Source organism: Cryobacterium sp. N21 (genome assembly GCF_002929575.1).
GTDB lineage: Bacteria > Actinomycetota > Actinomycetes > Actinomycetales > Microbacteriaceae > Cryobacterium > Cryobacterium flavum.
Genome location: NZ_PJJQ01000030.1, coordinates 266005 through 289052, shown reverse-complemented (window position 1 = coordinate 289052; position 23048 = coordinate 266005). Strand labels below are relative to the sequence as shown.

Sequence of the window (23048 nt, the reverse complement as noted above, 5' to 3'; positions counted from 1 at the left end):
CACGCTGTTGAGTTCTCAAGGATCGGACACACCCGACTTCAGGCCCTGTTCTGGGCTGTCGCTCCGGGGCAACTTGTCTAACTTACCCACCCAGCCAGTCGCTGTCAAATCGGCCAAACCGGGCAGTTTTCGGCATGCAAAGCACACCAAAACGCTCAGAAAACCCGACTCAACCAGCAACACACACTCGATGGGAGGCTTACTATCCTAGCCCAACTTCAACGCACTTGAAACAAGCACTCTCAGCTGATTTGGCTACGATCTGGTCCCACATGAGGCCGAAAAGCACTGCGGCTTTTCGCACCTTTGGGGTACGTATAGATACACTACGGCCACCACACCCACCCGTCAAAACGCACCCCACCCGGGCGTGTCGCCCGCGCCCGGGCCGGTCTGCACCCGCCACGCAGACCGACCAGCGTTGGCCGATGACGATCTCGACAAGCTGGATCAACGATCTATGGACCCGACTGCGCTCCGCGCCCCCCGGGCCCACTTTCTAACCCGGACCCAGTTCATAAACTGGGCCCACGGACGGGGCCTGGGCCCCGTCCTCAAAGCATGCGTAAACCGCGCGAGGAAAGCGGGCGAGGCAGCATCCGCTGGGCCGCACCCAGAACGACGACCGGGCCCACCTTCTAGCCCCGGGCCCAGTTTATAAACTGGGCCCGGGGACGGGGCCCGGGCCCCGTCCGGAATTGCACTGGTGGATGAGGGAGGTGTCGTGCGGGTTTGACCCGCACGGGGGAGACTGGGGAGGTGAGCCGATCCGGGAAGACGAAGCAGCAGCATCCGTTTGAGCATCGCGCGTGGATTCTGCGCCTGGGGTTTCGCCGGAGCCTGCTGCGGCCGGCCGATTCCGCCCGAAGTGACCGGGTCACCTACATCGAGCTGTTCTTCGACCTGATCTTCGTCTTTGCCCTCACCCAGCTGTCGCGCTACCTGTACGCCAACCAGTCCTGGGTCGGTGCGCTGGAATCGATCATCCTGGTGCTCGCGCTGTGGTGGCTCTGGGTATACACGACGTGGGTGACCAACTGGCTCGATCCGGCCAAGCTGCCGGTACGCGGCGTGGTGATCGGGCTGTCCCTCGTGGGTCTGGTGATCAGCACGTCGATCTACGAGTCCTTCGGCGATCAGGGGTTGGTCTTCGCCATCGCTTATGTCGTTCTGCAACTCGGCCGCACGGTGTTCATGGTGCTCGCCCTGGCCCGCCACGATCCGGCCCTGCACGCGACCTTTCTGCGCATTCTGCTCTGGCTGTCCGTGGCCAGCGTGTTCTGGATCATCGGTGGTCTCATGCCGCTGTCCGTGCGGCTTCCGGCCTGGCTGATCGCCCTGGCCATTGAGTATGGTTCGGCGAGCCTCGGATTTCGCATCCCCGGGCTGAAAGCGCCGGGCGTCGACGATTGGGATGTCTCCGGGCCGCACATCGCCGAGCGCAGCGCCCTGTTCGTGATCATCGCCGTCGGTGAGTCTTTTCTGGTGACCGGGTTTGCTTTCGTTGACCAGGAGGCATCCGCTCTGGGGATAACCGGGTTGTTTCTCGCCTTCGTCAACGGGCTGGCGATGTGGTGGCTGTATTTCGATCACGGCGAGCGAGCCGGCAGCAAGGCGATTGCGGCATCGAGCGAGCCGGGCCGCATTGCTCGGCTGGCATACACCTACGTGCATGCCATCATCATCGCGGGCATCGTGCTGACCTCGGTCGCCGACAAGTCGGTGCTGGAACACCCAGAGGATGCCATGACGCTGCCGGTGGCCGTGACCATCGTTGGCGGGCCGCTGTTCTACCTGGTGGGACTGTTGCTGTTTCGCTGGATCGTCACGCGCACCCTGCTCGTGTCGCACCTCGTGGGGATCGGGTTGCTCGCCCTGGCCGGTGCTGCGGGTGCTCTCTTGACCCCGCTCGGGTTGGGCGTCGTGACCTCGGTTATCTTGGTGATCGTCGCGGCCGGGGAGACGATCTCGCGCGTTCGCGCCGGCACGACCGACGACGACGCTGGCTGAGCGGATGCCGGGCCCACCTTGTGACCGCGGGCCCAGTATAGAAACTGGGCCCAGGGATGGGGCCCGGGCCCCGAACGTGGTGCGGACGGGGCAAGTGAGGACGTTGGACCCTACTAGTGCGGGCGCGCGAACGTAATACTGAGATGAGTTGCATCGCTGAAACGGACAGGAAAGCAATCATGGGTTCACTTACGTATGACCGCGTCGTCGTGGAGATCGATGATCGCACCCTGGCGCACCTTCAGCCCGTGATTGCGCAGAAGCTGCGCCGGAGCGAGAGTTTTCTCCTGTCCTGGCAGGACTCCGCCGCGGTCGGTTCCGGTCACAGCTCGATCTGGCTGAATCCGGCGATCCCGCTGTACTTCAAGTACGCCGGCGGACACGCGGCCAAGCTCAACCGACAGTGGATCGAAGACCTCAGCCGCTCAGCCAACAGCGCCCAGGGACTCGTCATCGTCACTGAGGCCGGTTCCTTGCCCGCGACGACCCCAACCTCGCGGCCGAAGACCACGATCGAGGCGCGCACGACAGCGCGCACCGACACCGTACTGGTGTAATCCGCGCTGCGCCCAGGTGCAAGCTGGATGACGAAAGCGGGCCCACGATCTTTGCGCGGGCCCGCTTTCGAATCCCTACCTAGTGCTTCGCGACCAGGGTCAGCACGTCGTAGGAGGCCACGAGCTCGTCGTTCTGGTTGGTCAGCACGGCATCCCAGCGCACATCGCCGTAGTCGTCGGTCTCGCGCGGGGTGATCTGCTTCGCGGTGAGCGCGACGCGGATGCTGTCGCCGGGCGACACCGGCGTGACGAACTTCAGGTTCTCGAGACCCGAGTTGGCCAGCACCGGCCCAGGCGCCGGATCGACGAACAGACCGGCGGCCCAGGAGACCAGCAGGTAGCCGTGCGCCACCCGGCCCGGGAAGAACGGGTTCGCGGCGGCGGCTTCCTCGTCCATGTGGGCGTAGAAGGTATCCCCGGTGAACTGGGCGAAGGTTTCGATGTCGTCGAGGGTGACCGTGCGGTAATCGGACACGATCTGGTCGCCGATCACGAGTTCGGCCAGGCTCTTTCGGAACGGATGCGTGTCGCCGGCTCGCGCAGACGCGCCCTGGTGCCAGATTCCGGTGATGGCCGTGAGCATCTCGGGCGAGCCCTGAATGGCGGTGCGCTGCATGTGGTGCAGCACTGCACGGATACCGCCGAGCTCTTCACCGCCGCCGGCCCGCCCGGGTCCGCCGTGCACGAGCTGCGGCACCGGCGAACCGTGCCCGGTGGAGGTGCGGGCGTCATCGCGGTCGAGCACCAGCACGCGGCCGTTGAAGGCCGAGATGCCGGTCATCAAGGCGACGGCCACTGACGGGTCGTGGGTGGCGATACTGGTCACGAGCGACCCGCCACCCCGGCGCACGAGGGCGATGGCCTCATCGAGGGTGTCGTAGCCGAGCACACTCGAGACCGGGCCGAAGGCCTCGACCTCGTGCACGGCGGCAGCGGAGGCGTCGTCGAAGCGCAGCAGCAGCGGCTCGACGAAGGCACCGTCGGGAGCGAGCGCGGTCGTGCCGTCTGCGTGGAGAACGAGCGGAGCATCCGTTTGGCCGACGACCAGCTTGCCGCCGGCCTCCTGCAGGCGGGCAACCTGCTTGAGCACCTCGAGGCGCTGCGCGGCGGAGGCGAGCGGGCCCATGGTGACTCCCTGGGCGCGCGGGTCGCCGAGGACGATGCGCTCGGTGATGCGCGCCTGCACGGCCGCGATGACGTCATCCATGGCCGCACGCGGCACGATGACGCGGCGGATAGCGGTGCACTTCTGGCCGGCCTTGACCGTCATCTCGGTGACTACCTGCTTGACGAAGGCGTCGAATTCGGGGGTTCCGGCGGCGGCATCTGTTCCGAGAATCGAGGCGTTGATCGAGTCGGTCTCGTTGGTGAAGCGCACTCCCCCGGTCTGCACGGAGTCGCTCGCGCGCAGCTTCTCGGCGGTGGAGGCCGACCCGGTAAAGGCAACAAGGTCGCCGAGGCGCACGTCGTCGAACAAACTGGGCACGCTGCCGGACACGAGCTGCAGCGAGCCCTCGGGCAGCAGGCCGGAGTCGGCGAGGATGCGTACGAAGGCCTCGGCGAGGTAGCCGGAGGGCGTCGCGGGCTTCACCAGAGTCGGCACCCCGGCGAGGAAGGCCGGTGCGAACTTCTCCAACGCGCCCCAGACCGGAAAGTTGAAGGCGTTGATCTGCACGGCCACTCCGGGCAGGCGTGAGTAGATGTGGCGGGCGATGAAAGAGCCGTCCTTGGAGAGCGGCTCAACCGGCCCGTCGACGTAGACGCGGGCGTTGGGCAGCTCGCGGCGTCCCTTGGAGGAGTAGCTGAACAGCACGCCGATGCCGCCGTCGATGTCGACCCAGGAGTCCACCTTGGTGGCGCCGGTACGGCTGGACAGCGCGTAGAGCTCCTGCTTGTGCTCGGTCAGCAGCAGCGCCATCTGCTTGAGCAGAACGGCACGCTGGTGAAAGGTGAGCTCGCCGAGCGATTTCTGGCCGACGGTGCGGGCGTACTCGAGGGCGGCGGCGAGGTCAAGGCCCCGGGTGCTGACGCGGGTGACGACCTCACCGGTCGAGGCGTCACAGACGTCGACGGCGGCGTCTGTGGAAGTCGGGGTCCACCAGGCGCCCTGAACGTAGCTGGGCAGGATGGTCATCATGGGGTCTCCTTCAATGCGCGTGCGGGGTGCGGTATCGGTGCGGGCGGGCATCAGGCTTCGTCCCAGCGGTAGAAGCCCTGGCCGGACTTGCGGCCGAGCTTGCCTTCGGCGACGAGCTTGCGCAGCAGCGCGGGCGGTTCGAAGCGGGCGCCGAGCTGCTGGTGCAGGTATTCGGCGATGCCGAGCCGCACGTCGAGCCCGACCAGGTCGGTCAGTTTCAACGGCCCCACCGGATGCTTGTAGCCCAGCATCATCGCGGCATCAATATCCGAGGCGCTCGCGACACCCTCCTCGAGCATGCGGATGGCTTCGAGCCCGAGGGCCACGCCGAGGCGCGACGAGGCGAATCCGGGGGCGTCACTGACGGTGATCGGAGTCTTGCCGAGCGCGGAAACCCAGCTCTGGGCATCCGCTACCAATTCGGGCGAGGTAGCGCTGCCGGTGACGAGTTCGACCAGGTTCGAGGCGGGTACCGGGTTGAAGAAGTGCAGGCCGAGAAAGCGGGCCGGGCGCTTGAGCTCGTCGGCGAGGTCGTCGATCGAGATCGACGAGGTGTTACTGGCGAGTGCGGCATCGGCGGGAAGGTGGGCCTCGACCTTCTGCAGGGCTTCCACCTTGAGTGCGCGTACCTCGGGAACGGCTTCGACGACGAGTTCGCGGTCGCTGAACAGGCCGAAATCGGCGCCAACGGCGAGGCGGGCCTCAAGCTCGGGGCGGGTCTCCCCGGTAGCGCCGCGGGTGATACTGGCGTCGACGGCGCGCAGCACTCGCTCGCGGGCGGCCGCAGCCTCGGTGTCGTCGCGCTCGACCAGAGCCACGTGGGCTCCCGCGAGCAGGAAGGCGTGGGCGATTCCGGCGCCCATGCGCCCGCCGCCGAGCACGCCGACGCGATCAGGCACGCCACTTTCGCCGCGGTCACCGAGTTCAAGTTCAGACACGCTCATCAGACACGCTCCAAAATGAGGGCCGAGCCCTGGCCGACGCCGACACACATGGTGGCGAGGCCGTGCTGGGCGTTTTCCCGCTCCATGCGGGCGAGCAGGGTGACGACCAGGCGTGCACCGCTTGACCCGAGCGGATGCCCGAGCGCGATCGCGCCGCCGTCGCGGTTGACAATTTCTTCGTCGAGGCCGAGGCGGCGGATGCACGCGATCGACTGGGTGGCGAAGGCTTCGTTGAGTTCGATGGCGCCGAGGTCGGCGAGGCTCAGGCCGCTGCGCTCAAGGGCTCGCTGAGTGGCGGCGACCGGCCCGAGGCCCATGATCTCCGGGGCCAGGCCCACGTTGGCACCGACCACGATGCGAGCGCGCGGCGTGAGGCCGTACTTTTTCACGGCCTCGCCGCTCGCCACGAGAACCGCGGAGGCGCCGTCATTGAGCGAGCTCGCGTTGCCGGCTGTAACGACGGAGCCACCGGCGACAATGGGCCGCAGGGCGGCGAGGCCCTCGAGGGTGGTCTCGCGGCGCAAGCCCTCATCGACGAGGACCTCGCCCTTTTTGGTAGGCACGCCGACGATCTCATCGATGAAATGGCCGGCGTCGATCGCGGCGGCGGCGCGCTGGTGGCTGCGAAGGGCGAAGGCATCCGCTTCTTCGCGGGTGATGCCGTCGAGGCGGGCGACCTCTTCGGCGGTCTCGGACATCGAGAAGGTGGCTTTGTCGCGGGCGGCGAGTTTGGGGTTCACGAAACGCCAGCCGATGGAGGTGTCGAACTGGGCACCGGGCTTGGCCCAGGCGCGGTCGGGTTTGGCCTGCACCCAGGGCGCGCGGGTCATCGACTCGACGCCGCCGGCGATCATGAGATCGGCGTCTCCGGCGCGGATTGCCTGCGCGGCCATGGTGATCGCCGACATGCCCGAGGCACACAGCCGGTTCACGGTGATCCCCGGCACGTGGTCGGGCAGCCCGGCCAACAGCCCGGCCATGCGGGCGACGTTGCGGTTGTCTTCGCCAGCCTGGGTGGCGGCGCCGAAGATGATCTCTTCGACCAGGCCCGGATCGATGCCGGCGCGGCGCACGGCCTCGCCGACGACGAGCGCGGCGAGGTCATCGGGGCGAACTGTGGCCAGCGCTCCGCCGTACCGACCTACGGGGGTGCGTGCTCCTCCAACGAGGTAGGCCTCAGCCATGTTTTCTCCTGACGACGGTGTCTGCGTGTGCGTGTGGAAACGAGTCGTAACTTACCGACCGTTCGGAAAGTAATTCTGGCAGACGGATGCTCGCGCGGCAACTCCCGAATTCTCAGTCGGTGCCGACGCGAGCGGTCACGCCGACTAAATGGTCTGCACCAGAATCGATGCCACCACGATCGACGCCGTCGTGACCGTGGTGAAGCCGCCCACGAGCATGGGAGTGATCAGCTCGTCAAAAATCGCCTTTTGCTCGTCTGCAGTGCGCCCCACGGAACGGCTGATTTCCTGGCAGAGAATGTAATCCCCCGGAAAGCCAAACATTGCCGTCAAAGCAACGGGAATGCCCTTCAGCGGGTCCCACTTGAAAATTTTCGAGGCGATCCACCCTCCGCCGATAATGCCGATTCCGCCAACGCCGAGGATCAGCAGCACGGGCCAGAATGCCTGAAGCATGTCGTTCCAGGTGACCGAGCTCATACTCGCGAGGACGACCACGATGACCGTCGCCATGGCGAGACCGAAAGCATTTGCCCGCTGCATTGCCTTGGGCGGGAAAATTCCGAGCACGTGGCCAATGATCCCGATTGCCAGCGCCCAGATTCCATAGTTGACACCGGTGATCGATCCCAGCAACGTGGCTAAACTTCCCGAAGCCAGCAACAGCATCAGGATGATGGTCGGTTCCTGAAAGCGTTCCGGCAGCAGCTGAATTTTTTTCGCTGTGGTGGTCGCGGGGCGCGCCTGCAGGTGGGTGGCAAGTGCGGTGCGCGCACCGGCGGCACTCACACGGTCGGTGCCGCCATCGGCACTTGATGCGATCGAGTCTGATGCGGAGGTCGGTTGCAGCTGTCCGCCGTCACGAAGTTTCACCGCGTACTTACGCAGAAGAATGTTCGCCAGCGGCATGCCGATGAGGCTTTGCACGCCCAGCACGAGTGCGGGGATGACGACGAGATGATTCAGGCCCAACTCGGTCAGTCGCTCAGCGGTGATGATGTAGGCAAGGATGCCCCCGGTCACCGGCCCGGCACCGGCCACGGCCGTGGCGTAACCGAGGATCGGCGACACGACCAGCAGGATCAGCCCCGCACCGAGAACGATTCCGAACAGTGCGATCAAGATCGCTTTGTATTGCGAGCGGAGCTGACTGATCGGTATCAGCGTGCCCATGTGCGTGATGACGGCCGCCACCAGAAGCGAGCCCACGGCCGCAAACGCCGAGTTCGGTATCAGGTCGGCCGGCAGGACGCCGGTCCAGATAAGCACGAGATAGCCGACGAAGATAATCAGGAGGGACGGTATCCAGGCCTTCGACAGAATGGAAATCACCTCGCCGACGGCGAGGAGCAGAATAATCACCGTAGCGACATAAATCGGTTGTTCTAACATCAATCCAGGCCTTTTCTTCTCAACACTGAGCGAAACGTTCCGACAGGCAACGGGGCGAAATCAGCTACGCGGGGAACTGGTTTCGGCCGTCCTTCCACACCTGGTCGATCATGGTGGGGAGTGAGGCGAGCTGGTCGACGGAGTCCAGGCGAGTGTTCAGAACCACGGCGTCCGCCAGGTACGACGGAGCCAATCGCCCAATGGATCCGATGGGAGTGATGAGCTCTCCGGCCACCGACGTCGTGGCTGCGAGCACCTGCTCGAGTGTCATGCCCACTCCGGCGAGCAGGGCCAGCTCCTGCAGGTTTTCGCCGTGCACGCCCACCCCGGAGTCGGTGCCCATGGCGATGCGCACACCGGCGGCGACTGCTCGCCGAATGGATTCGCGGTGAATGTCAATCACCTGGTGGGCTTTCGCGATGACCAGCGGCGAAAGTCCGCTCTGTCCCGATGCCGCCTTGCGGATGACAGCCTCCGGCGCGGCAAGGGTGGGAACGAGGTACGCGTTCTTTTCCAGAAACAGGGCGATGGCTTCGTCGTCGAGATAGATTCCGTGCTCAATGGTGCGCACGCCCATGCGCAGAGCGTTCTTGATTCCGGCAGCTCCCTGCGCGTGCGCCATGACGTATTTGCCCTGCGCTTCGGCCTCGTCCACGATGACCCGAATCTCGGCCTCGGTGAATTGCGAGTGGCGCGGGTCGTCCGTGGGCGAGAGCACACCGCCGGTCGAGCAGATCTTGATTTGGTCGGCGCCGGCCCGAAGCATGCGTCGAGTGACCTTGCGCACTTCTTCGACTCCGTCCGCGATTCCGCTTGGGCGGCCGGGGTGCGATCCCATGGTCGGGGACTCCACGCCGGACGGCTGCCAGAAGTCCGCGTGCCCGCCGGTTTGGGACATGATGCTGATGGCTAGCCGAAGGCGCGGACCCTTGATCAGTCCGCTGTCAACGGCAAGCTTGGTGCCCAGATCGGCGCCGCCAGCGTCGCGTGCCGAGGTGATTCCGGCGCGCAGGGTGGCTTCGAGATTACGCACCGATTCGTAAAACTGCAGGGAGAACGGTTCGGTGAAGGCTTGGAGTGAGCCCGGATTCGACGTTGTGGAGTGAATGTGCAGGTCGATCAGCCCGGGCAGCACCGTCTTGCCGCTGCAATCGATCACGCTGGCGTTCGCGAAGGCCGGGTCCGATCCTGCTTGCGGGCCAACCGCCGCGACAGTGGTTCCGGTGAACACGATGTCCGCCGGCTCGGGAAGGAACCGTTCGCCGTCAAAAACGTGGGCATTCTGAAAAACAGTGGTGGAGACAGTCATGAGGACCTTTCAGTGGGTGCCGGCGGGGCGACCGGGGAGCCCATCGGCTGCGTCAGTGCGGCCGATCCTCGTGCATTTCCCCCGGTTGCCTACAACTGATCGTGCCCCTAATGGGGAAGAAAACAAAATGAGCACCCACCGAACGGTGGATGCCCATCTTGTCTACAAACGAATCTTCAAGCGGATGCTAGATGCTCGCGAGTTCGCGCACGGCCGCGTCACCGGGGGTGGCGGAGGTGTAGCTCGCGTCGATCTCGGCACGGTCGAGCAGCTCGTCCATGCGGCGCTTGCGCTGCTTGGGAATGAGCGTCACGACGGTTCCGGTCTTGCCGGCGCGGCCGGTGCGTCCCGCGCGGTGGAGGTACGTCTTGTACTCGTCGGGGGCATCGGCCTGGATGACCAAGTCGATGTCGTCGACGTGGATTCCGCGAGCAGCGACATCCGTTGCGACGAGAACGTTGACCCGGCCGCTGGTGAGCATCTGCAGGTTGCGGGTGCGGCGGGCCTGGTTGAGGTCACCGTGCAGGCTGGTGGCCTTGACTCCGGCGTCTTCGAGCTGGTCAGCGAGCTGCTCGGCGTAGGCACGGGTGCGGCTGAAGATGAGCGTCTTGCCCTCGCGGTTGACGAGCTCTTCAATGATGCGGCCCTTGTCGCGGTGCTCGATGACGAGCACGCGGTGGTCGATCGTCGAGGAGGCCTGGTCTTCACCGGCAACCTCGTGCACGGCCGGGTTGGTCAGGAATTCCTTGACCAGCGAGGCAACGCCCTTGTCGAGGGTCGCGGAGAAGAGGAGCTTCTGGCCGCCGGCTTTGGTCTGGCGCAGGATGCGCTGCACCGGCTCCAGGAACCCGAGGTCGCACATGTAGTCGGCCTCGTCGAGCACGGTGACGACAACTTCGGAGAGGTCAAGACGACCCTGGTCGATGAGGTCTTCGATGCGACCGGCGGTGCCGATGATGATGTCCACGCCGCGCTGGAGGGCGCTGACCTGACGGTACTGGGGAACTCCGCCGTAGATCTGGGTGGTGAAGAGGCCGACGCTGCGGGCGATGGGCTGCACGGTGCGGTCGATCTGCAGGGCGAGTTCGCGGGTCGGGGCTAGGATGAGCGCGCGGGGCTTGCGGGCCATCTTGCGGTCCTTGGCTCCGTTGTTCTCCATGAGTTTCTCGACGAGGGGAGCACCGAAGGCAATGGTCTTGCCGGATCCGGTCTTGCCACGGCCAAGCACGTCGCGCCCGGCGAGCACGTCGGGGATGGTCGCGGCCTGGATCGGGAACGGTGACGGAGCACCAAGGGCGGCGAGCTCGCGCACGATGTTCTCGCCGAGGCCCAGGTCGCCGAAGGTCACACCGACGACATCGGATGCCGTCGTCGCGATGGCTTCGAGACGCTCGAGTACGACGTCGTCGCCGCCGGCGAAGCTCGGCTTGGCGCCGTGTTCGCTGCGCTTCGGGTAGAACTTGCTGTCGCCATCGCTCGGGCGGTCGTTACCGAAGTCGCGACGGGGCGCACGCTCGGCGCGATCACCGTAGGACGGACGCTCCGTGCGGGCCGGACGGTCGTTGTTATAGGCCGGACGATCTGTGCGCGGGGCACGGTCACCGTAGGACGGACGCTCCGTGCGGGCCGGACGGTCGTTGTTATAGGCCGGACGGTCGTTGTTATAGGCCGGACGATCGCTGCGCGGGGCACGGTCACCATAAGAAGGACGCTCGGTGCGCGGAGCACTGTTGCGGTCGCCATAGGCCGGACGGTCGTTGTTATAGGCCGGACGATCGCTGCGCGGGGCACGGTCACCATAAGAGGGACGCTCGGTGCGCGGAGCACTGTTGCGGTCGCCATAGGACGGACGGTCGTTATTATACGACGGACGGTCTGTGCGGGGGCGGTCGTTGTTGTATGCAGGGCGCTCGTTGCGCTCGCTGTTGGTACGGCCACCGTTTTCGGGGCGAACGGAACGCGAGCCGTAAGCCGGACGCTCGCTCGAGGGGCGCTCGTTCGAACGCGCGGCGCGCTCGTCAGCGTTCCAGCGCTGCTTCTTGGGGGCTCCCTCGTCAGCGCGGTAGCCGCGGTGTCCGGGGCTCTTGCTGCCGGCGTTGTTGGAACCGCCGTGGCCCGATCCGCCCTTGGAGTATTTGGGATCGAAGTTCTTACCATTACGACCGACGGTGGAGTTGTGCGAATTGCCTTGAGGCATAAAGATATCTCTGGGTTGTGTTCAGTACATGGCAGAACAACATCGCACATGCGACGTAACTGAGAACCCGAGCAATCTGTGGTCGGGGCCGTTCACATACAGTGATTTTTCACCAGCGGATTACTGGGAAACCGGCCCAACTTGACTTACAAACCCATCCGCGCACAGCGCGGTGTCAAGAGCCGACTTGTCTACGCTACCCGATACACCCGGAAAAGTCACGCGCAAGTGTGCACATTGTCTCGCTCTATTCTGATGACATGACCATTTCGATCAGTATTGAGCAGCCCCGGCAGGCTGACGTCGAGGCCCTACTGGCCGCCGGAACCGTCTTCGCATACTCGCTCTACCCCGTGGAGAACACATTCCTACTTAGTACTGACGAACTCGAGCGTCCGGGCGTCGCCGTGTATGTGGCCCGCGATGCGCACGGGGCTGCCTGCGGCATGGCGGCTCTGGTTCCGCTGGACTCCGCCGACACGGCCGAACTGAAGCGACTGTTTGTGCACGCCGAGGCTCGGGGCCGCGGTGTGGCCGGCCGCCTGCTCGACCGCATCGAAGCGGATGCCGCTGGCCGCGGCATCCGCTCGCTCGCGTTGGAGACCGGCACGCTGCAGGACGCGGCGGTGGCGCTCTACCGTCGTCGCGGCTACGAGCAGATCGACCTGTTCGGCCCGTATGTCGGCGAAGAGCTCAGCCTCTGCTTCGCCAAGAGCCTCTGACTCAGGCGGCACCTTGGAGCACCCAGGCCGGGAACGGGTCGGCCAGTGTGTTCCAGAACATGGGGCCGGCGAGAAACTCGGCGTCGGTGAGCAGGCAGTCGTCAAGGTTGGCACTGAGCAGGCGCGCGTCGAGGTCGCGGCCGAAGAAGGCGATCTCTTGGCCGAGCGGGGACTCGGGGTCGTGGCTCGCCATGCTGGTGGGTTCGAAGGTGATGGTGGGACCGGCGCTGCTCCAAGAGCCGACGGTGGCGGGCCGCGTGGCGAGACGAAACAGTCCGCGGGAGCGCAGGATCTCGCCGGCCTGCTCGGCGCGGTCGCGAAAGAAGTCGGCCAGGCGCGCTGGGTGGAACGGTCGCACGTCCCGGTAAACGACACAGGTGAGCCCCTGCGGACTGCGCGAGAGCAGGGCGTCGCCGTTGAGTTGGCGCACCCAGCCCGGGCTGCGCTGCAGCCAGGCGAACATGTCGCGGCGCGGAACGGGCCAGCCGTCGGCACTGCCCTGGCCGTGTTCGGCGAACACGATGTGGCTGGCCGGGTTCAGTAGGCGCACGAAATCGCGAATATCGGCGGAATCGCTCATGGGCACGAGGTCGGTCTTGTTGATCACGACGATACTCGCCCACTCGATCTGCTCGATCAACAGGTCACCGACGGTGCGCTCGGGGTCGTTGTGGGCGTGGCCATAGTTCACGTCGTGTTCGTCGGGAGTCGGCGCGAGGGTTTCGCGGTGGAGGTCGGACCAGAATCGCTCGGCATCCAGCACGGTGATGAGGTCGCCGAGACGCACGGCGTGGCCGTTGGCCAGTCGCTCGGGTGAGTCACCGGTTTCGACGAGGGAACTGGCAATCTCGAGCGGCCCGACCGCGGTCGGTGCCTCGACGAAAACGTCGAGAGCGGATGCCTCGCCCCTGCCCGTTGGAACACTGTCGGCCGCTTCGATGAGCACAGTGCGCAGGACGTCGGACGCCGATGTGGTCAGGGCGAACGGTTGGCGCCCGAGGTTGTGCGCCACCGACGTCTTGCCCGCGCCGGCCAGGCCGCTCACCACATTCACCCGAAGATACGTTTCTGTCTGCATGCCTGTTACTCTAATTGATATTTGTTCTCAATAAGAAATCTGAATCGGGGAAATATGAAGGTACGCAATTCGCTCAAGGCGCTCAAGGCGGTTCCGGGCTCGCAGATCGTGCGGCGACGCGGACGCACGTTCGTGATCAACAAGCTCAATCCGCGCGCCAAAGCACGCCAGGGCTAGCCGCGCGGCCCTCGCAGCGGTCGCGGCACGTGTTTGAGAAGTTGGCACTGGTTTGAACACGTGCCAACTTCCTGGAGGCGTACCACGACGCTCAGCGCGGCCAGGCTCACCGCAGGGGGCCTCACCGAGGCCGGCTCATCGCGGCCGGCCACCGATCCGACGGGACAGCTCCGCGGCCGTCGCCGCCACGGTTTCGGCGAGCGCCGGCCAATCCCCGGGCGCGAACCGGTCCTGCGCGAAGGTCACCGCAATGGCGGCGGCGGGCCAGCCGGCGTGGTCGTGCACGGCGAGCGCGACGGAGGCGATGCCGGGCGTGATCTCGCCGTTTTCGGTGGCATAGGCATCCGTTTTGACGCGGTCGAGCACCGCTCGCAGCTCGAGCCTCGTGTGCGGGCCACGGCCGTCGCGCTGTTCGAGCGCCGCCTGGTTCGGATAGAGCGCACGCAACTGGGCGGCGGGCAGGGCCGCGAGCAGGGCGCGTCCGCTGGCGGTGAGGTGGGCGGGCAGCCGCACCCCCACGTCGGAAACGAGGGACGGGCGGTGCGCGGCGCGTTCCTCGACCAGGTAGATCACGTCACGCCCGTGCAGCACCACGAGGTGCGCGCTCTCCCCCAGCCGGTCGACGAGCTGGGCGATCAGCGGGCGGCCGAGTCGGGAGAGCGGTTCCTGCCGGCTGAACCCCGAGCTCAGTTCGAAGGCGGCGATGCCGAGCCCGTAGCGGTGTTCTTCCGGCAGGTGCACGACGAACCCCTCCGCTACGAGCACGTCGAGCAGCTGGTATACGGTCGAGCGCGGCAGGCCGAGGGCGGTCGCCAGCGCTGCCGCGGGGATCGGTCCACGCTGGGCGGCGAGATGCGTCAAAACCCGCAAAGTGCTCTGCGCGGCCGGAACCTTCGAAGCCATCACGAATCCTTTCAGAGCGGATGCTCATGTCCGGTATCCCGGACACCGTCCAGCGTATCGCCCTGTTGCCCGGGCCCGCGAGGGTGTCCAATCGAAGTATGACCCTTGCAGCCACGCCCAGAACCGACCGGACCAACCCGAGCGGGGCATCCGCGTCGAGCGTCGTTGTGGGAGTCGGAGCGCTCTCGTTCGCCGACGTGATCGCCGTCGCCCGCCACAAAGCGCGCGTCACCCTCGACCCGGCGAGTCTGGAACAGGTCGGGGCGACCCGCACCATCATTGACGCCCTCGCAGCTGACACCGAGCCGCACTACGGCATCTCCACCGGCTTCGGGGCCCTCGCGACGACGTTCATCACCGCCGACCGGCGCGCCCAGCTGCAGGCGAGCCTCGTGCGCTCGCACGCGGCCGGAAGCGGACCGGAGGTGGAACGCGAGGTCGTGCGCGCCCTCATGCTGCTGCGGCTTTCGACGTTGATGACCGGGCGCACCGGCGTGCGGCCGGCCACCGCCGAGACCTACGCGGCCGTGTTGAACGCCCAGATCACCCCGGTCGTGCACGAATATGGATCGCTCGGCTGCTCCGGCGACCTCGCCCCACTCGCCCACTGCGCCCTCGTCGTGATGGGCGAAGGCCAGGCGCGCGACGCGGCCGGCGCCCTGCTCGGCGGCGACGAAGCCCTCAAAGCTGCCGGCATCAAGCCGGTCGTGCTCGCCGAAAAAGAGGGCCTCGCCCTGATCAACGGCACCGACGGCATGCTCGGCATGCTCGTGCTCGCCCTGGACGACCTCGCCCGCCTGCTCGTGACAGCCGATATCGCGGCGGCGATGAGCGTGGAGGCACTGCTTGGAACGGATGCCGTCTTCGCGGCCGATCTGCAGCAGCTGCGGCCCCAGCTCGGCCAGGCCGACAGTGCCGCGAATCTGCGCCGCCTGCTCCACGGCTCAGGCCTGCTGGCCAGCCACGCCGGCCCGGAAGACACGTCGGTGCAGGACGCCTACTCGCTGCGCTGCGCCCCACAGGTGCACGGTGCAGCGCGCGACACCGCCGCGCATGCCGCCCTCGTGGCCGGCCGCGAACTGGCCAGCGCCATCGACAACCCCGTCGTCACCGTCGGCGGGCGAGTCATGTCGAACGGCAACTTTCACGGCGCCCCGCTCGGCTACGTGCTCGACTTTCTCGCCATCGCCTCAGCGGATGTCGCGAGCATGAGTGAGCGCCGCACCGACCGTCACCTCGACGCGAGCCGCAGCAAGGGTCTGCCACCGTTTCTCGCGCACGAAGTTGGCGTCGACTCCGGACTCATGATCGCCCAGTACACCGCCGCCGGGATCGTGTCGGAGTTGAAGCGGCTGGCTGCACCGGCGTCCGTTGACTCGATTCCGTCGTCGGCCATGCAGGAGGACCACGTATCGATGGGCTGGCACGCCGCCCGCAAGCTGCGCCGCTCGCTCGACGGGCTCGGCCGGGTGCTGGCGATCGAGATCATGACCGCCGCCCGATCGCTCGACCTGAGGGCACCGCTCACTCCCGCCGCGGCAACCGGAGCGGTGCGCGACCTCGTGCGCACCGTCGCCGCCGGCCCCGGGCACGACCGCTTTCTCTCCCCCGAAATTGAGAGGGTCGTGGCGCTCGTGGCGTCGGGCGCGGTGCGCTTGGCTGCCGGCTCGGGACTGGTGTAGCGCTCGACCGACCTTGTATCGACCTTGTACGGTGAATTTGCCCCGTTGTGAGCGCAGCGGTGCCGTGCCATACTTGCGCCACGCTGGCCCGCCCGAGCCGCGTAAATCCATTACCCGAAATGGATCAGGTTCTGCAATGTTGCCACCCGCGAAGCGCCAACGCACCGTGCGGTTCGGGCGAGCGAAACCGCGGCATCGGGCCACTGTTAAGCGGATGCTGGTTCGTCGCGACGGCTGGCTCGCCGCGGTCGTTGTCACGGCCCTCGTACTCTTCGGCGCACCGATCGCGGCCAGCGCCGACGACCTGCCAGCGGGCTCGTCGGCCACGCCGACGCCCGTCGTGAGCGCCATGACGGAGCCGGTGCCCACGCCCACGCCTGAACCAACCGCGCCCGCGCCGGACCCCGTGTCGGCGCCTACTCCGGCGTCGACACCGACGCCGGAGCCCACGCCTGAACCGATCGTCGCGCCGACCCCTGAGCCCACCCCCGAACAGACCCCCGAACCGACCGCAGAGCCGACATCCACACCAACACCGACCGAGGCACCCGTTCCTGAACCCAGTGATGGTCCCGTCCCGCCGGTGACCGAAACTCCGCAGCCAACCCCCGACCCAACCGTCGCCCCCAACCTGGTTACACCGATTGATACCGCGGCAACCGCGGCACAAGCCGCGGCCACGGTATCCGCTCAGGCAACGGCGCGCGCGGCCGCAGCCCAGGCACTCGCGGCGCAGCGGACGGCCGCCGAACGGGTCGCTGCCGAGCGCTCCGCCGCCCAGGAACTGACCGTTCAGCGAGCCGCAGTATTGGCGACCGCGCTGACCCGCTCGCAGACCGCGCAGGTCGCCCTTGACACCGCGCGCCGCGAACTGGAATCAACACGCGCGAGCCAGTCGATCGCTCTCGGTCGTGCTTCCCTCGTGCACCGCCTTGCGCTGGAGGCGTCACAGCAATCCGCCGTCTCCCGGCGCAGCTTCGCGGTCCTCGCGCGCAAGCTGGCCCAGCAACAAAGCGGTGCCGGCGTCGCCGACGTCTTTCTCGGCGGGCATTCGCTGGGCAATGTGCTCGATCAGCTCAGCACCCTTGACCAACTGGACCGCGTCAGCGAGAACATTGAGACGATCCAGGCGCGCGCCGAGGCCGACTCAGCGCGCGCAGAGCGGCTAAACCAGCAAGATGCCGAGACGCGCGCCGCCGCGAGCACGGTGTCGGTCGACGCCAGCCAGGCCACACTCGACGCGGCCACGAGCGACTTCGAGCGGGCCGGCCTCGACCTGGTCGCCGCAGCAACGCAGGCCGCGACCGCCGCCGCGAGCCTGGCCGCCATCGACGTGCGCCCGATCGTGCGCACCGACGTCGGGCAGCTGAGCGACCAGGGCTGGGCCAACCCGGCACGCGGACCCATCACGGATGCCTACGGTCCGCGCCCGGTTCGCCCGCTCCCCGGAGTCGGCGCGTTCCACCACGGCACCGACATCGGGTCGAGCTGCGGAGCGCCCGTCTTCGCCGCCACCGCCGGAATCGTTCGCGCAGTGGGCTCCGTGGGAAGTTACGGCAACTGGATCCTGATCGACCACGGTGAGAGGGTGCAGACGGGCTACGCCCACCTCGCCACCGGTGAAACGCTCGTCACTGTCGGTGATCCCGTCGCCGCTGGCCAACGAATCGGCAGTGTCGGCAGCACCGGTCTGTCCACCGGCTGCCACACCCACGTCGAGGTGCGGGTCGACGGCGTGCGCATCGACCCGCAGCCCTTCTTCCTACTTCGCGGCGTCGTGCTCGGAGGCTGACGGCATCTGCACGTCGTGCTGGTTGCACCGCGACTGCGTCACCGGCAGCCGATCCTCGGGGGCCGCTATCGGCCATCCGCTGCGGCAGGTCACATTCAACGCAGGAGATGCCATTTCGGCCCCACGGGACCCGTCCACCACCCGTGAGATGCCATTTTCGGCCCCTTGGACCCCGGCCAAGGGGCCGAAAATGGCATCTCGCAAGAATCAAGGGGCCGAAGTTAGCCTCTCGCACCGAATTCAGGCGACCCGACGCACCGAACGCCGCTCGCGCGTGCCCTCGACCAGCAGGTAGAGCACCGGCAGCACGATCAGCGTCAGCACCGTCGACGACACCAGACCGCCGATGACGACGAGGGCGAGCGGCTGCGAGATGAATCCGCCGTGGCCGGTGAGGCCGATCGCCATCGGTAGCAGCGCGAAGATCGTCGCCAGGGCGGTCATCAGGATGGGCCGCAGCCGTCGGCTGGCACCGGCCACGAGGGCGTCGGGCACCGAGAGGCCGCGTCGACGGTACTGGTTGACCAGGTCAACGAGCACGATGGCGTTGGTGACCACGATTCCGATGAGCATGAGCACGCCGATCAGCGACGGCACCCCCAGCGGAATGCCGGTCACGACCTGCAGTGCGATGGCCCCCGTCGCCGCGAACGGCACCGACACGAGCAGCAGCAGCGGCTGCAGTAGCGAGCGGAACGTCGCCACCATCACGATGTAGACGATGAGAATGGCCACGAGCATCGCGATCCCGAGCTGCGAAAAGGCTTCGGCCTGATCGGCGCTGACCCCGCCGAGGGTTGCGGTTGCCCCGGTCGGCAGCGCCGTGTCGGCGAGCATCTGGCCCAGCTGCGCGTTCGCCGTGCCCAGGTCATCGCTCGCGGGGGTCGCCGATACGGTCGCCGTGCGCAGCCCCTTCGCCGTGGTGAGCGTGCTCGGACCGTCGACTTGTTCCACGGTCGCGAGGGTATCCAGGGCCACAGCTCCGGTGCGCGTGGGAATCTGCCGGGCCGCGAGATCGGCGACAGTCGTCGGCGGCGATTGCGCCGACAGGTAGACGGTGAGGTTGGTCTCGTCGATCACGATCGATCCGATCGCGCTCGGCTGCATGGCCTGCGACACGAGCGTTCCAAGAGCGAATTCGCTCAGACCGGCCGTGGCGGCCGCCTCCCGATCGATGGTGACGGCCAGATACGGCAGCGAGGCGGCGAGGGTGCTCGCGCTCTCCTTGATCGCACCAAGTTTCTGTACCGCGCTGAGAATGGCGGTGGTCGCGGTCTGCAGGTCGGCATCCGTTGCGGCCGTGATATCGACGGCGATGTCGGAGGACGCCCCGAAACCGCTCGCCGCGGCGACCGAGATCTCGCCCACGTCGCCCAGTTTGGCCAGGGCCGTGCGCGCGTGATTTTGCACCGTATCGGCGTTGGCGCCGTCGGCGGTGGTGATCGAATAGGTCACCGCGCTCGACGTGGGCGCCCCGCCGCGGAACGCGCTCGCGGCGCTTCCTCCGCCGATCGAGAGCTGCACGATGTCGATTCCGTCCAGGTCACGCAGCGCTTTTTCGACCGAAGCGGATGCCGCATCCTGCGCGGCCAGACTGCTGCCCACCGGCAGCGTCTGGGTCACCCGGAACGTGTCCTGCCCGGTCGACCCGAGAAAATTCACCTTCATGAACGGCACGAGCGCCGCCGTTCCTCCGAGCACGAGCACGGCGAGCAAAAGCGTCGCGACGGCGTGTTTCAGGGTGAACCGAATGACCGGCAGATAGCCCTTCTGCAGCCGCCCCGGGTTCTCGCCGGCCTCGGCCGCCGCCGACAGTCGCGTTGGCAGGTTTGGTGCCATGCCGGTCGAAGCGGATGCCGCGGCCGCGTGCCGCGAGTGCCCGCCGGTCTCCAGAATCGCCGGCTCCGGTTCGGCGGCGAGCGCGGTTTGGTCAGCCGTGACGGCCTTGGGCGCCCGCAGAAACCAGTACGCGAGCACGGGAACGATGGTGAGCGACACCAGCAGTGAGGCCAGCAGGGCGATCGTCACGGTGAGCGCGAACGGTCGAAACAGTTCGCCGGTCGACCCGCCGACAAAGGAGATCGGCAGGAAGACGGTGACCGTCGTGATGGTCGAGGCGGTGATCGCTCCGGCCACTTCGCGCACCGCGAAGACAATCGTGGCGGCGCGGTCCGCACCCGCCACGAGGTGCCGCTTGATGTTCTCGATCACCACGATGGAGTCGTCGACGACCCGGCCGATGGCGATTGTGAGCGCGCCGAGAGTGAGGATATTGAGCGAATAGCCCACGCTCTGCAACCCGATAAAGGTGATCAGGACCGAGGTCGGAATGGAGATGGCCGTGACGAGGGTGGCCCGCACCGACAACAGGAACAGTAAAATCACGATCACCGCGAAGCCGAGGCCGAGCAGGCCCTCCTGGGTGAGCGCGTCGATCGACTGCTGAATGAACGGCGCCTGGTCGAACACGACCGTGAACGTCGCGGGCGCGACCGCGGCTTCAAGCTGCGGCAAAATCGCGCGCACCGCCTTCGACACGTCGACCGTGTTCGCAGCGGGAACCTTGGTGACGGCGATGGTGAGGGCGGGTTCGCCGTTCACCCGGGAGATGCTCGTGATCGGGTTTTCGACGAGCGCGACCGTGGCGACGTCACCGATGGTCGCGGGGGCGGCATCCGCTACACCGGTGAGACCGGTGGAACCAGCAATCAACGGGAGCGCGCTGATGTCGTCGACCGAGCCGAGCTTGCCGCCGGCCTGCACCGACAGGGTCGTGTCGCCCTCGGTGATGGTGCCGGCCGGAATCAGCGACCCGTTCTGCTGCAGCGCATCGCGCAGGTTTTGGGTGCTGAAGCCGCGGGCGGCGAGTTCATCGGCGTTGGGCGTGATCGTGACGCGGCGGCCGATATCGCCGACCAACGCGGCATCGCGCACGCCGGCCACGTCGCGAATATCGCCGAGCACGCTGCGTTTCAGCTGGTCGGCAAGCGCCACGGTATCACTTGAGGCGACCGCGAGCGAGATCACCGGAAAGTCGTCGATGCTGCCGCTGATCACCTGCGGGTCGACGTCGGCCGGCAGCACGCTCTTGATGCGGTTGATGGCCTGGTCAATGCGGGATTCCGCCTTGACCAGGTCGGTGCCGTAGGTGAAGGTGGCGCTCACCAACGAGGAGTTCGTGCTGCTCGTCGTCGACGTCGTTTCGAGGCCGACCAGGCCCTGAATGGCCGTCTCGATCGGGGTCGATACGTCGTCGTTGACCACCTGCGGCGACGCACCCGGATAGCTCGTCGACACGAGCAGCTGCGGCAGCTGCAGCGACGGAATCAGCTCCTGTTTGAGCCCGGTCAGGGCCAGGCTGCCGAACACGGCCGCCACAATGGTGATGAGGGCGATCAACGCCCGATTCTTCATGCTCACTACCGCGAGAAAATGCACCCGCTCAGTATGCCAGTGCGCGCGGGTCAGACCACCTCGGCCAGGTACCCGGTATCAGTGAACGGATGCCGCAGCAGCGACCCCCAGGCGGCCTCCAGCGCGTCGACGGCCCGGTCGGTGTCCGGGGCGGAGTGTGAGAAAGGCAGTCGCAGGAACCGCTCGAAGGCGCCATCGAGGCCGAACCGCGGACCAGCAGGCACGAGCAGGCCGTGGCTGCGCGCGGCGAGCGTGAGCTGCGAACTCACGGGACGGCCGAGGTTGACCCAGGCGGTGATGCCGCCGTCGACGTGCGGCACCTGCCAGTCGGGGAAGGTCTCGGCCAGGCGGCGTTCCAGGTGGTCGCGGCCCACGCGCAGCAGCTCACGGCGGCCGGCCAGGATGGCGGGCATGTCGGCGAGAAGCCGCGTCACGATGAGCTGTTCGAGAATGGGGGTGCCAAGGTCATTGGTGCAGCGAGCGGCCACGAGCTTGCTAATGAGCGCCGGTTCGGCGCGAATCCAGCCGATGCGCATGCCGCCCCAGATGGTTTTACCCACCGAGCCGACACTCACCACTCGCGGTGCCGACCGCATGTCGGTGCAGGCCGCGAACGGCAGAAACTCGCCAGCTCGGTCAATGTCAAGTTCGGCGATGGTCTCGTCGATGATGAGGGTTGTGCACGCGTCCGCAGCGGCAGAGGCCACCCGTTCGCGTTGCTCGGCCGGCATGCTCTGGCCGGTGGGATTGTGAAAGTCGGGCATGAGATAGCCGACGACCGGACTGCTGCGCTGAAGCGTTTGCAGCAGGGCGGCTTCATCCCAGCCCCGTGTGCCCGGGTCGTCGCCCGGCCCGCCGGCCGACACGTTCACGGCGGCGAGGCGGGCGCCGGCCGCACGCAGGGCCTCGGCCGCGTGCGGATACGTCGGTGATTCGATCAGGGCGCGGTCTCCGCGGCCGACGAGCACGCGGGCCAGCAGGGCAATGGCGTGCTGGGCGCCGAGGGTCACCATGATCTGCTCCGGCGCGGTCGGCAGGCCGCGAGCGGTATAGCGGCCGGCAATCGCAGCCCGCAACTCAGGAATGCCCACGGGGTCGAACCCGGAGTCATCCAGGTGCCGCGGCAGCTCGGCGGCGGCGTGCGCTGCGGCATCCGCCAGGCCGGGCAGCGCCGGCATCGTGGCCTTGCTGAAGTCCAGGATTCCCTCCGTTTCCGGAGTGGGGCTGGGCGCGCCGGCCCCCGGCAACCGCACGATGCTGCCCGACCCGCGCACACTGCGCAGGTAGCCTGCGTCGCGCAGCTCACGATAGGCCGCCGTCACCGTGGTTCGACTGACACCGAGGCGCTCGCTCAGATCACGTTCGGCGGGCAGGCGGCTGTCGGTGGGGATACGCCCGTCGAGGGTCAGCAAGCGGATGCGATCGCTCAAGGCTCGATACGCGCTCGCTCCGCCGCGCCACTCGCCTAACAGGGTATCGAGGCCCCGAGCACTCAGGTGATTCTCGCTCATGAGGCCACCCTAGTCAGATTGGCATCTTGATAACAGGCC

The 23048-nt window shown here is 66.9% G+C and carries 16 protein-coding genes; 6 read left to right on the top strand and 10 right to left on the bottom strand.

The window, feature by feature from the left end:
• Positions 1-759 precede the first annotated feature (759 nt).
• Together CXY77_RS07300 and CXY77_RS07295 are read left to right on the top strand one after the other, a co-directional pair.
• Positions 760-2010: a low temperature requirement protein A gene (locus CXY77_RS07300; protein ID WP_158252793.1), complete on the top strand. Its 1251-nt coding sequence runs from the start codon at positions 760-762 to the stop codon at positions 2008-2010.
• Positions 2011-2189: 179 nt separating this feature from the next.
• Complete coding sequence (locus CXY77_RS07295; RefSeq protein ID WP_233197287.1) at positions 2190-2567, top strand: ATP-dependent DNA ligase; 378 nt, start codon at positions 2190-2192, stop codon at positions 2565-2567.
• A 79-nt stretch (positions 2568-2646) separates the two neighbouring features.
• Here CXY77_RS07295 and paaZ read toward each other — a convergent pair whose 3' ends face one another.
• The 6 genes from paaZ to CXY77_RS07265 form a co-directional block, all read right to left on the bottom strand.
• A complete protein-coding gene (gene paaZ / locus CXY77_RS07290) occupies positions 2647-4704 on the bottom strand; it encodes a phenylacetic acid degradation bifunctional protein PaaZ (protein WP_092338012.1) in 2058 nt (685 codons plus the stop codon).
• Between the two features lie 50 nt (positions 4705-4754).
• A complete protein-coding gene (locus CXY77_RS07285; RefSeq protein ID WP_092338014.1) occupies positions 4755-5648 on the bottom strand; it encodes a 3-hydroxyacyl-CoA dehydrogenase family protein in 894 nt (297 codons plus the stop codon).
• Positions 5648-6832, bottom strand: a complete 1185-nt coding sequence (locus CXY77_RS07280; protein ID WP_104129886.1) for an acetyl-CoA C-acyltransferase — start codon at positions 6830-6832, stop codon at positions 5648-5650. The genes CXY77_RS07285 and CXY77_RS07280 overlap by 1 nt, the downstream gene beginning before the upstream one ends.
• A 144-nt stretch (positions 6833-6976) precedes the next feature.
• Positions 6977-8224, bottom strand: coding sequence for a hypothetical protein (locus tag CXY77_RS07275; protein ID WP_104129885.1), 1248 nt, complete (start codon positions 8222-8224; stop codon positions 6977-6979).
• A 64-nt stretch (positions 8225-8288) separates the two neighbouring features.
• Positions 8289-9533: an amidohydrolase family protein gene (locus tag CXY77_RS07270; RefSeq protein WP_092338020.1), complete on the bottom strand. Its 1245-nt coding sequence runs from the start codon at positions 9531-9533 to the stop codon at positions 8289-8291.
• A gap of 187 nt (positions 9534-9720) precedes the next feature.
• Entirely contained in the window at positions 9721-11730 is a 2010-nt protein-coding gene (locus CXY77_RS07265) for a DEAD/DEAH box helicase (RefSeq protein WP_104090162.1), read from the bottom strand.
• 260 nt (positions 11731-11990) lie between these two features.
• Here CXY77_RS07265 and CXY77_RS07260 point away from each other — a divergent pair, with 260 nt between their 5' ends.
• Positions 11991-12452 (top strand): GNAT family N-acetyltransferase, encoded by a 462-nt coding sequence (locus CXY77_RS07260; RefSeq protein WP_092338750.1) that lies wholly within the window; start codon positions 11991-11993, stop codon positions 12450-12452.
• 1 nt (position 12453) lies between these two features.
• Here the strand turns inward: CXY77_RS07260 and CXY77_RS07255 are convergent, their stop codons facing one another.
• Positions 12454-13530 carry a GTP-binding protein gene (locus CXY77_RS07255; protein WP_104129884.1) on the bottom strand — a complete coding sequence of 359 codons (1077 nt, stop codon included), beginning with the start codon at positions 13528-13530 and terminating at the stop codon, positions 12454-12456.
• A 54-nt stretch (positions 13531-13584) separates the two neighbouring features.
• On the opposite strand from CXY77_RS07255, the gene ykgO reads away from it, so the two are divergent.
• Positions 13585-13707 (top strand): type B 50S ribosomal protein L36, encoded by a 123-nt coding sequence (ykgO, locus tag CXY77_RS07250; protein WP_092338025.1) that lies wholly within the window; start codon positions 13585-13587, stop codon positions 13705-13707.
• A gap of 135 nt (positions 13708-13842) precedes the next feature.
• Here ykgO and CXY77_RS07245 read toward each other — a convergent pair whose 3' ends face one another.
• On the bottom strand, positions 13843-14610 hold the full coding sequence (locus CXY77_RS07245; RefSeq protein ID WP_104129883.1) for an IclR family transcriptional regulator: 768 nt from the start codon (positions 14608-14610) through the stop codon (positions 13843-13845).
• A gap of 98 nt (positions 14611-14708) precedes the next feature.
• Between CXY77_RS07245 and hutH the strand changes: the two genes are divergently transcribed.
• Both hutH and CXY77_RS07235 read left to right on the top strand, forming a co-directional pair.
• A complete protein-coding gene (gene hutH / locus CXY77_RS07240) occupies positions 14709-16292 on the top strand; it encodes a histidine ammonia-lyase (protein ID WP_092338029.1) in 1584 nt (527 codons plus the stop codon).
• A gap of 136 nt (positions 16293-16428) precedes the next feature.
• Positions 16429-18084, top strand: a complete 1656-nt coding sequence (locus CXY77_RS07235) for a peptidoglycan DD-metalloendopeptidase family protein (RefSeq protein WP_134505219.1) — start codon at positions 16429-16431, stop codon at positions 18082-18084.
• Between the two features lie 240 nt (positions 18085-18324).
• On the opposite strand, the gene CXY77_RS07230 is transcribed toward CXY77_RS07235, so the two are convergent.
• Together CXY77_RS07230 and CXY77_RS07225 are read right to left on the bottom strand one after the other, a co-directional pair.
• Positions 18325-21522 (bottom strand): efflux RND transporter permease subunit, encoded by a 3198-nt coding sequence (locus tag CXY77_RS07230; protein WP_104129882.1) that lies wholly within the window; start codon positions 21520-21522, stop codon positions 18325-18327.
• 26 nt (positions 21523-21548) lie between these two features.
• Positions 21549-23009: a PLP-dependent aminotransferase family protein gene (locus CXY77_RS07225; protein ID WP_104129881.1), complete on the bottom strand. Its 1461-nt coding sequence runs from the start codon at positions 23007-23009 to the stop codon at positions 21549-21551.
• Between the last annotated feature and the right edge of the window lie 39 nt (positions 23010-23048).

What these genes read in the sequence shown, in the direction of transcription:
- CXY77_RS07295 (WP_233197287.1), top strand. Translation starts at nt 2,190, where the DNA reads ATGGGTTCACTTACGTATGACCGCGTCGTCGTGGAGATCGATGATCGC.
- paaZ (WP_092338012.1), bottom strand. Translation starts at nt 4,704, where the DNA reads ATGATGACCATCCTGCCCAGCTACGTTCAGGGCGCCTGGTGGACCCCG.
- CXY77_RS07285 (WP_092338014.1), bottom strand. Translation starts at nt 5,648, where the DNA reads ATGAGCGTGTCTGAACTTGAACTCGGTGACCGCGGCGAAAGTGGCGTG.
- CXY77_RS07280 (WP_104129886.1), bottom strand. Translation starts at nt 6,832, where the DNA reads ATGGCTGAGGCCTACCTCGTTGGAGGAGCACGCACCCCCGTAGGTCGG.
- CXY77_RS07275 (WP_104129885.1), bottom strand. Translation starts at nt 8,224, where the DNA reads ATGTTAGAACAACCGATTTATGTCGCTACGGTGATTATTCTGCTCCTC.
- CXY77_RS07270 (WP_092338020.1), bottom strand. Translation starts at nt 9,533, where the DNA reads ATGACTGTCTCCACCACTGTTTTTCAGAATGCCCACGTTTTTGACGGC.
- CXY77_RS07265 (WP_104090162.1), bottom strand. Translation starts at nt 11,730, where the DNA reads ATGCCTCAAGGCAATTCGCACAACTCCACCGTCGGTCGTAATGGTAAG.
- CXY77_RS07260 (WP_092338750.1), top strand. Translation starts at nt 11,991, where the DNA reads ATGACCATTTCGATCAGTATTGAGCAGCCCCGGCAGGCTGACGTCGAG.
- CXY77_RS07255 (WP_104129884.1), bottom strand. Translation starts at nt 13,530, where the DNA reads ATGCAGACAGAAACGTATCTTCGGGTGAATGTGGTGAGCGGCCTGGCC.
- ykgO (WP_092338025.1), top strand. Translation starts at nt 13,585, where the DNA reads ATGAAGGTACGCAATTCGCTCAAGGCGCTCAAGGCGGTTCCGGGCTCG.
- CXY77_RS07245 (WP_104129883.1), bottom strand. Translation starts at nt 14,610, where the DNA reads ATGGCTTCGAAGGTTCCGGCCGCGCAGAGCACTTTGCGGGTTTTGACG.
- hutH (WP_092338029.1), top strand. Translation starts at nt 14,709, where the DNA reads ATGACCCTTGCAGCCACGCCCAGAACCGACCGGACCAACCCGAGCGGG.
- CXY77_RS07235 (WP_134505219.1), top strand. Translation starts at nt 16,429, where the DNA reads ATGTTGCCACCCGCGAAGCGCCAACGCACCGTGCGGTTCGGGCGAGCG.
- CXY77_RS07225 (WP_104129881.1), bottom strand. Translation starts at nt 23,009, where the DNA reads ATGAGCGAGAATCACCTGAGTGCTCGGGGCCTCGATACCCTGTTAGGC.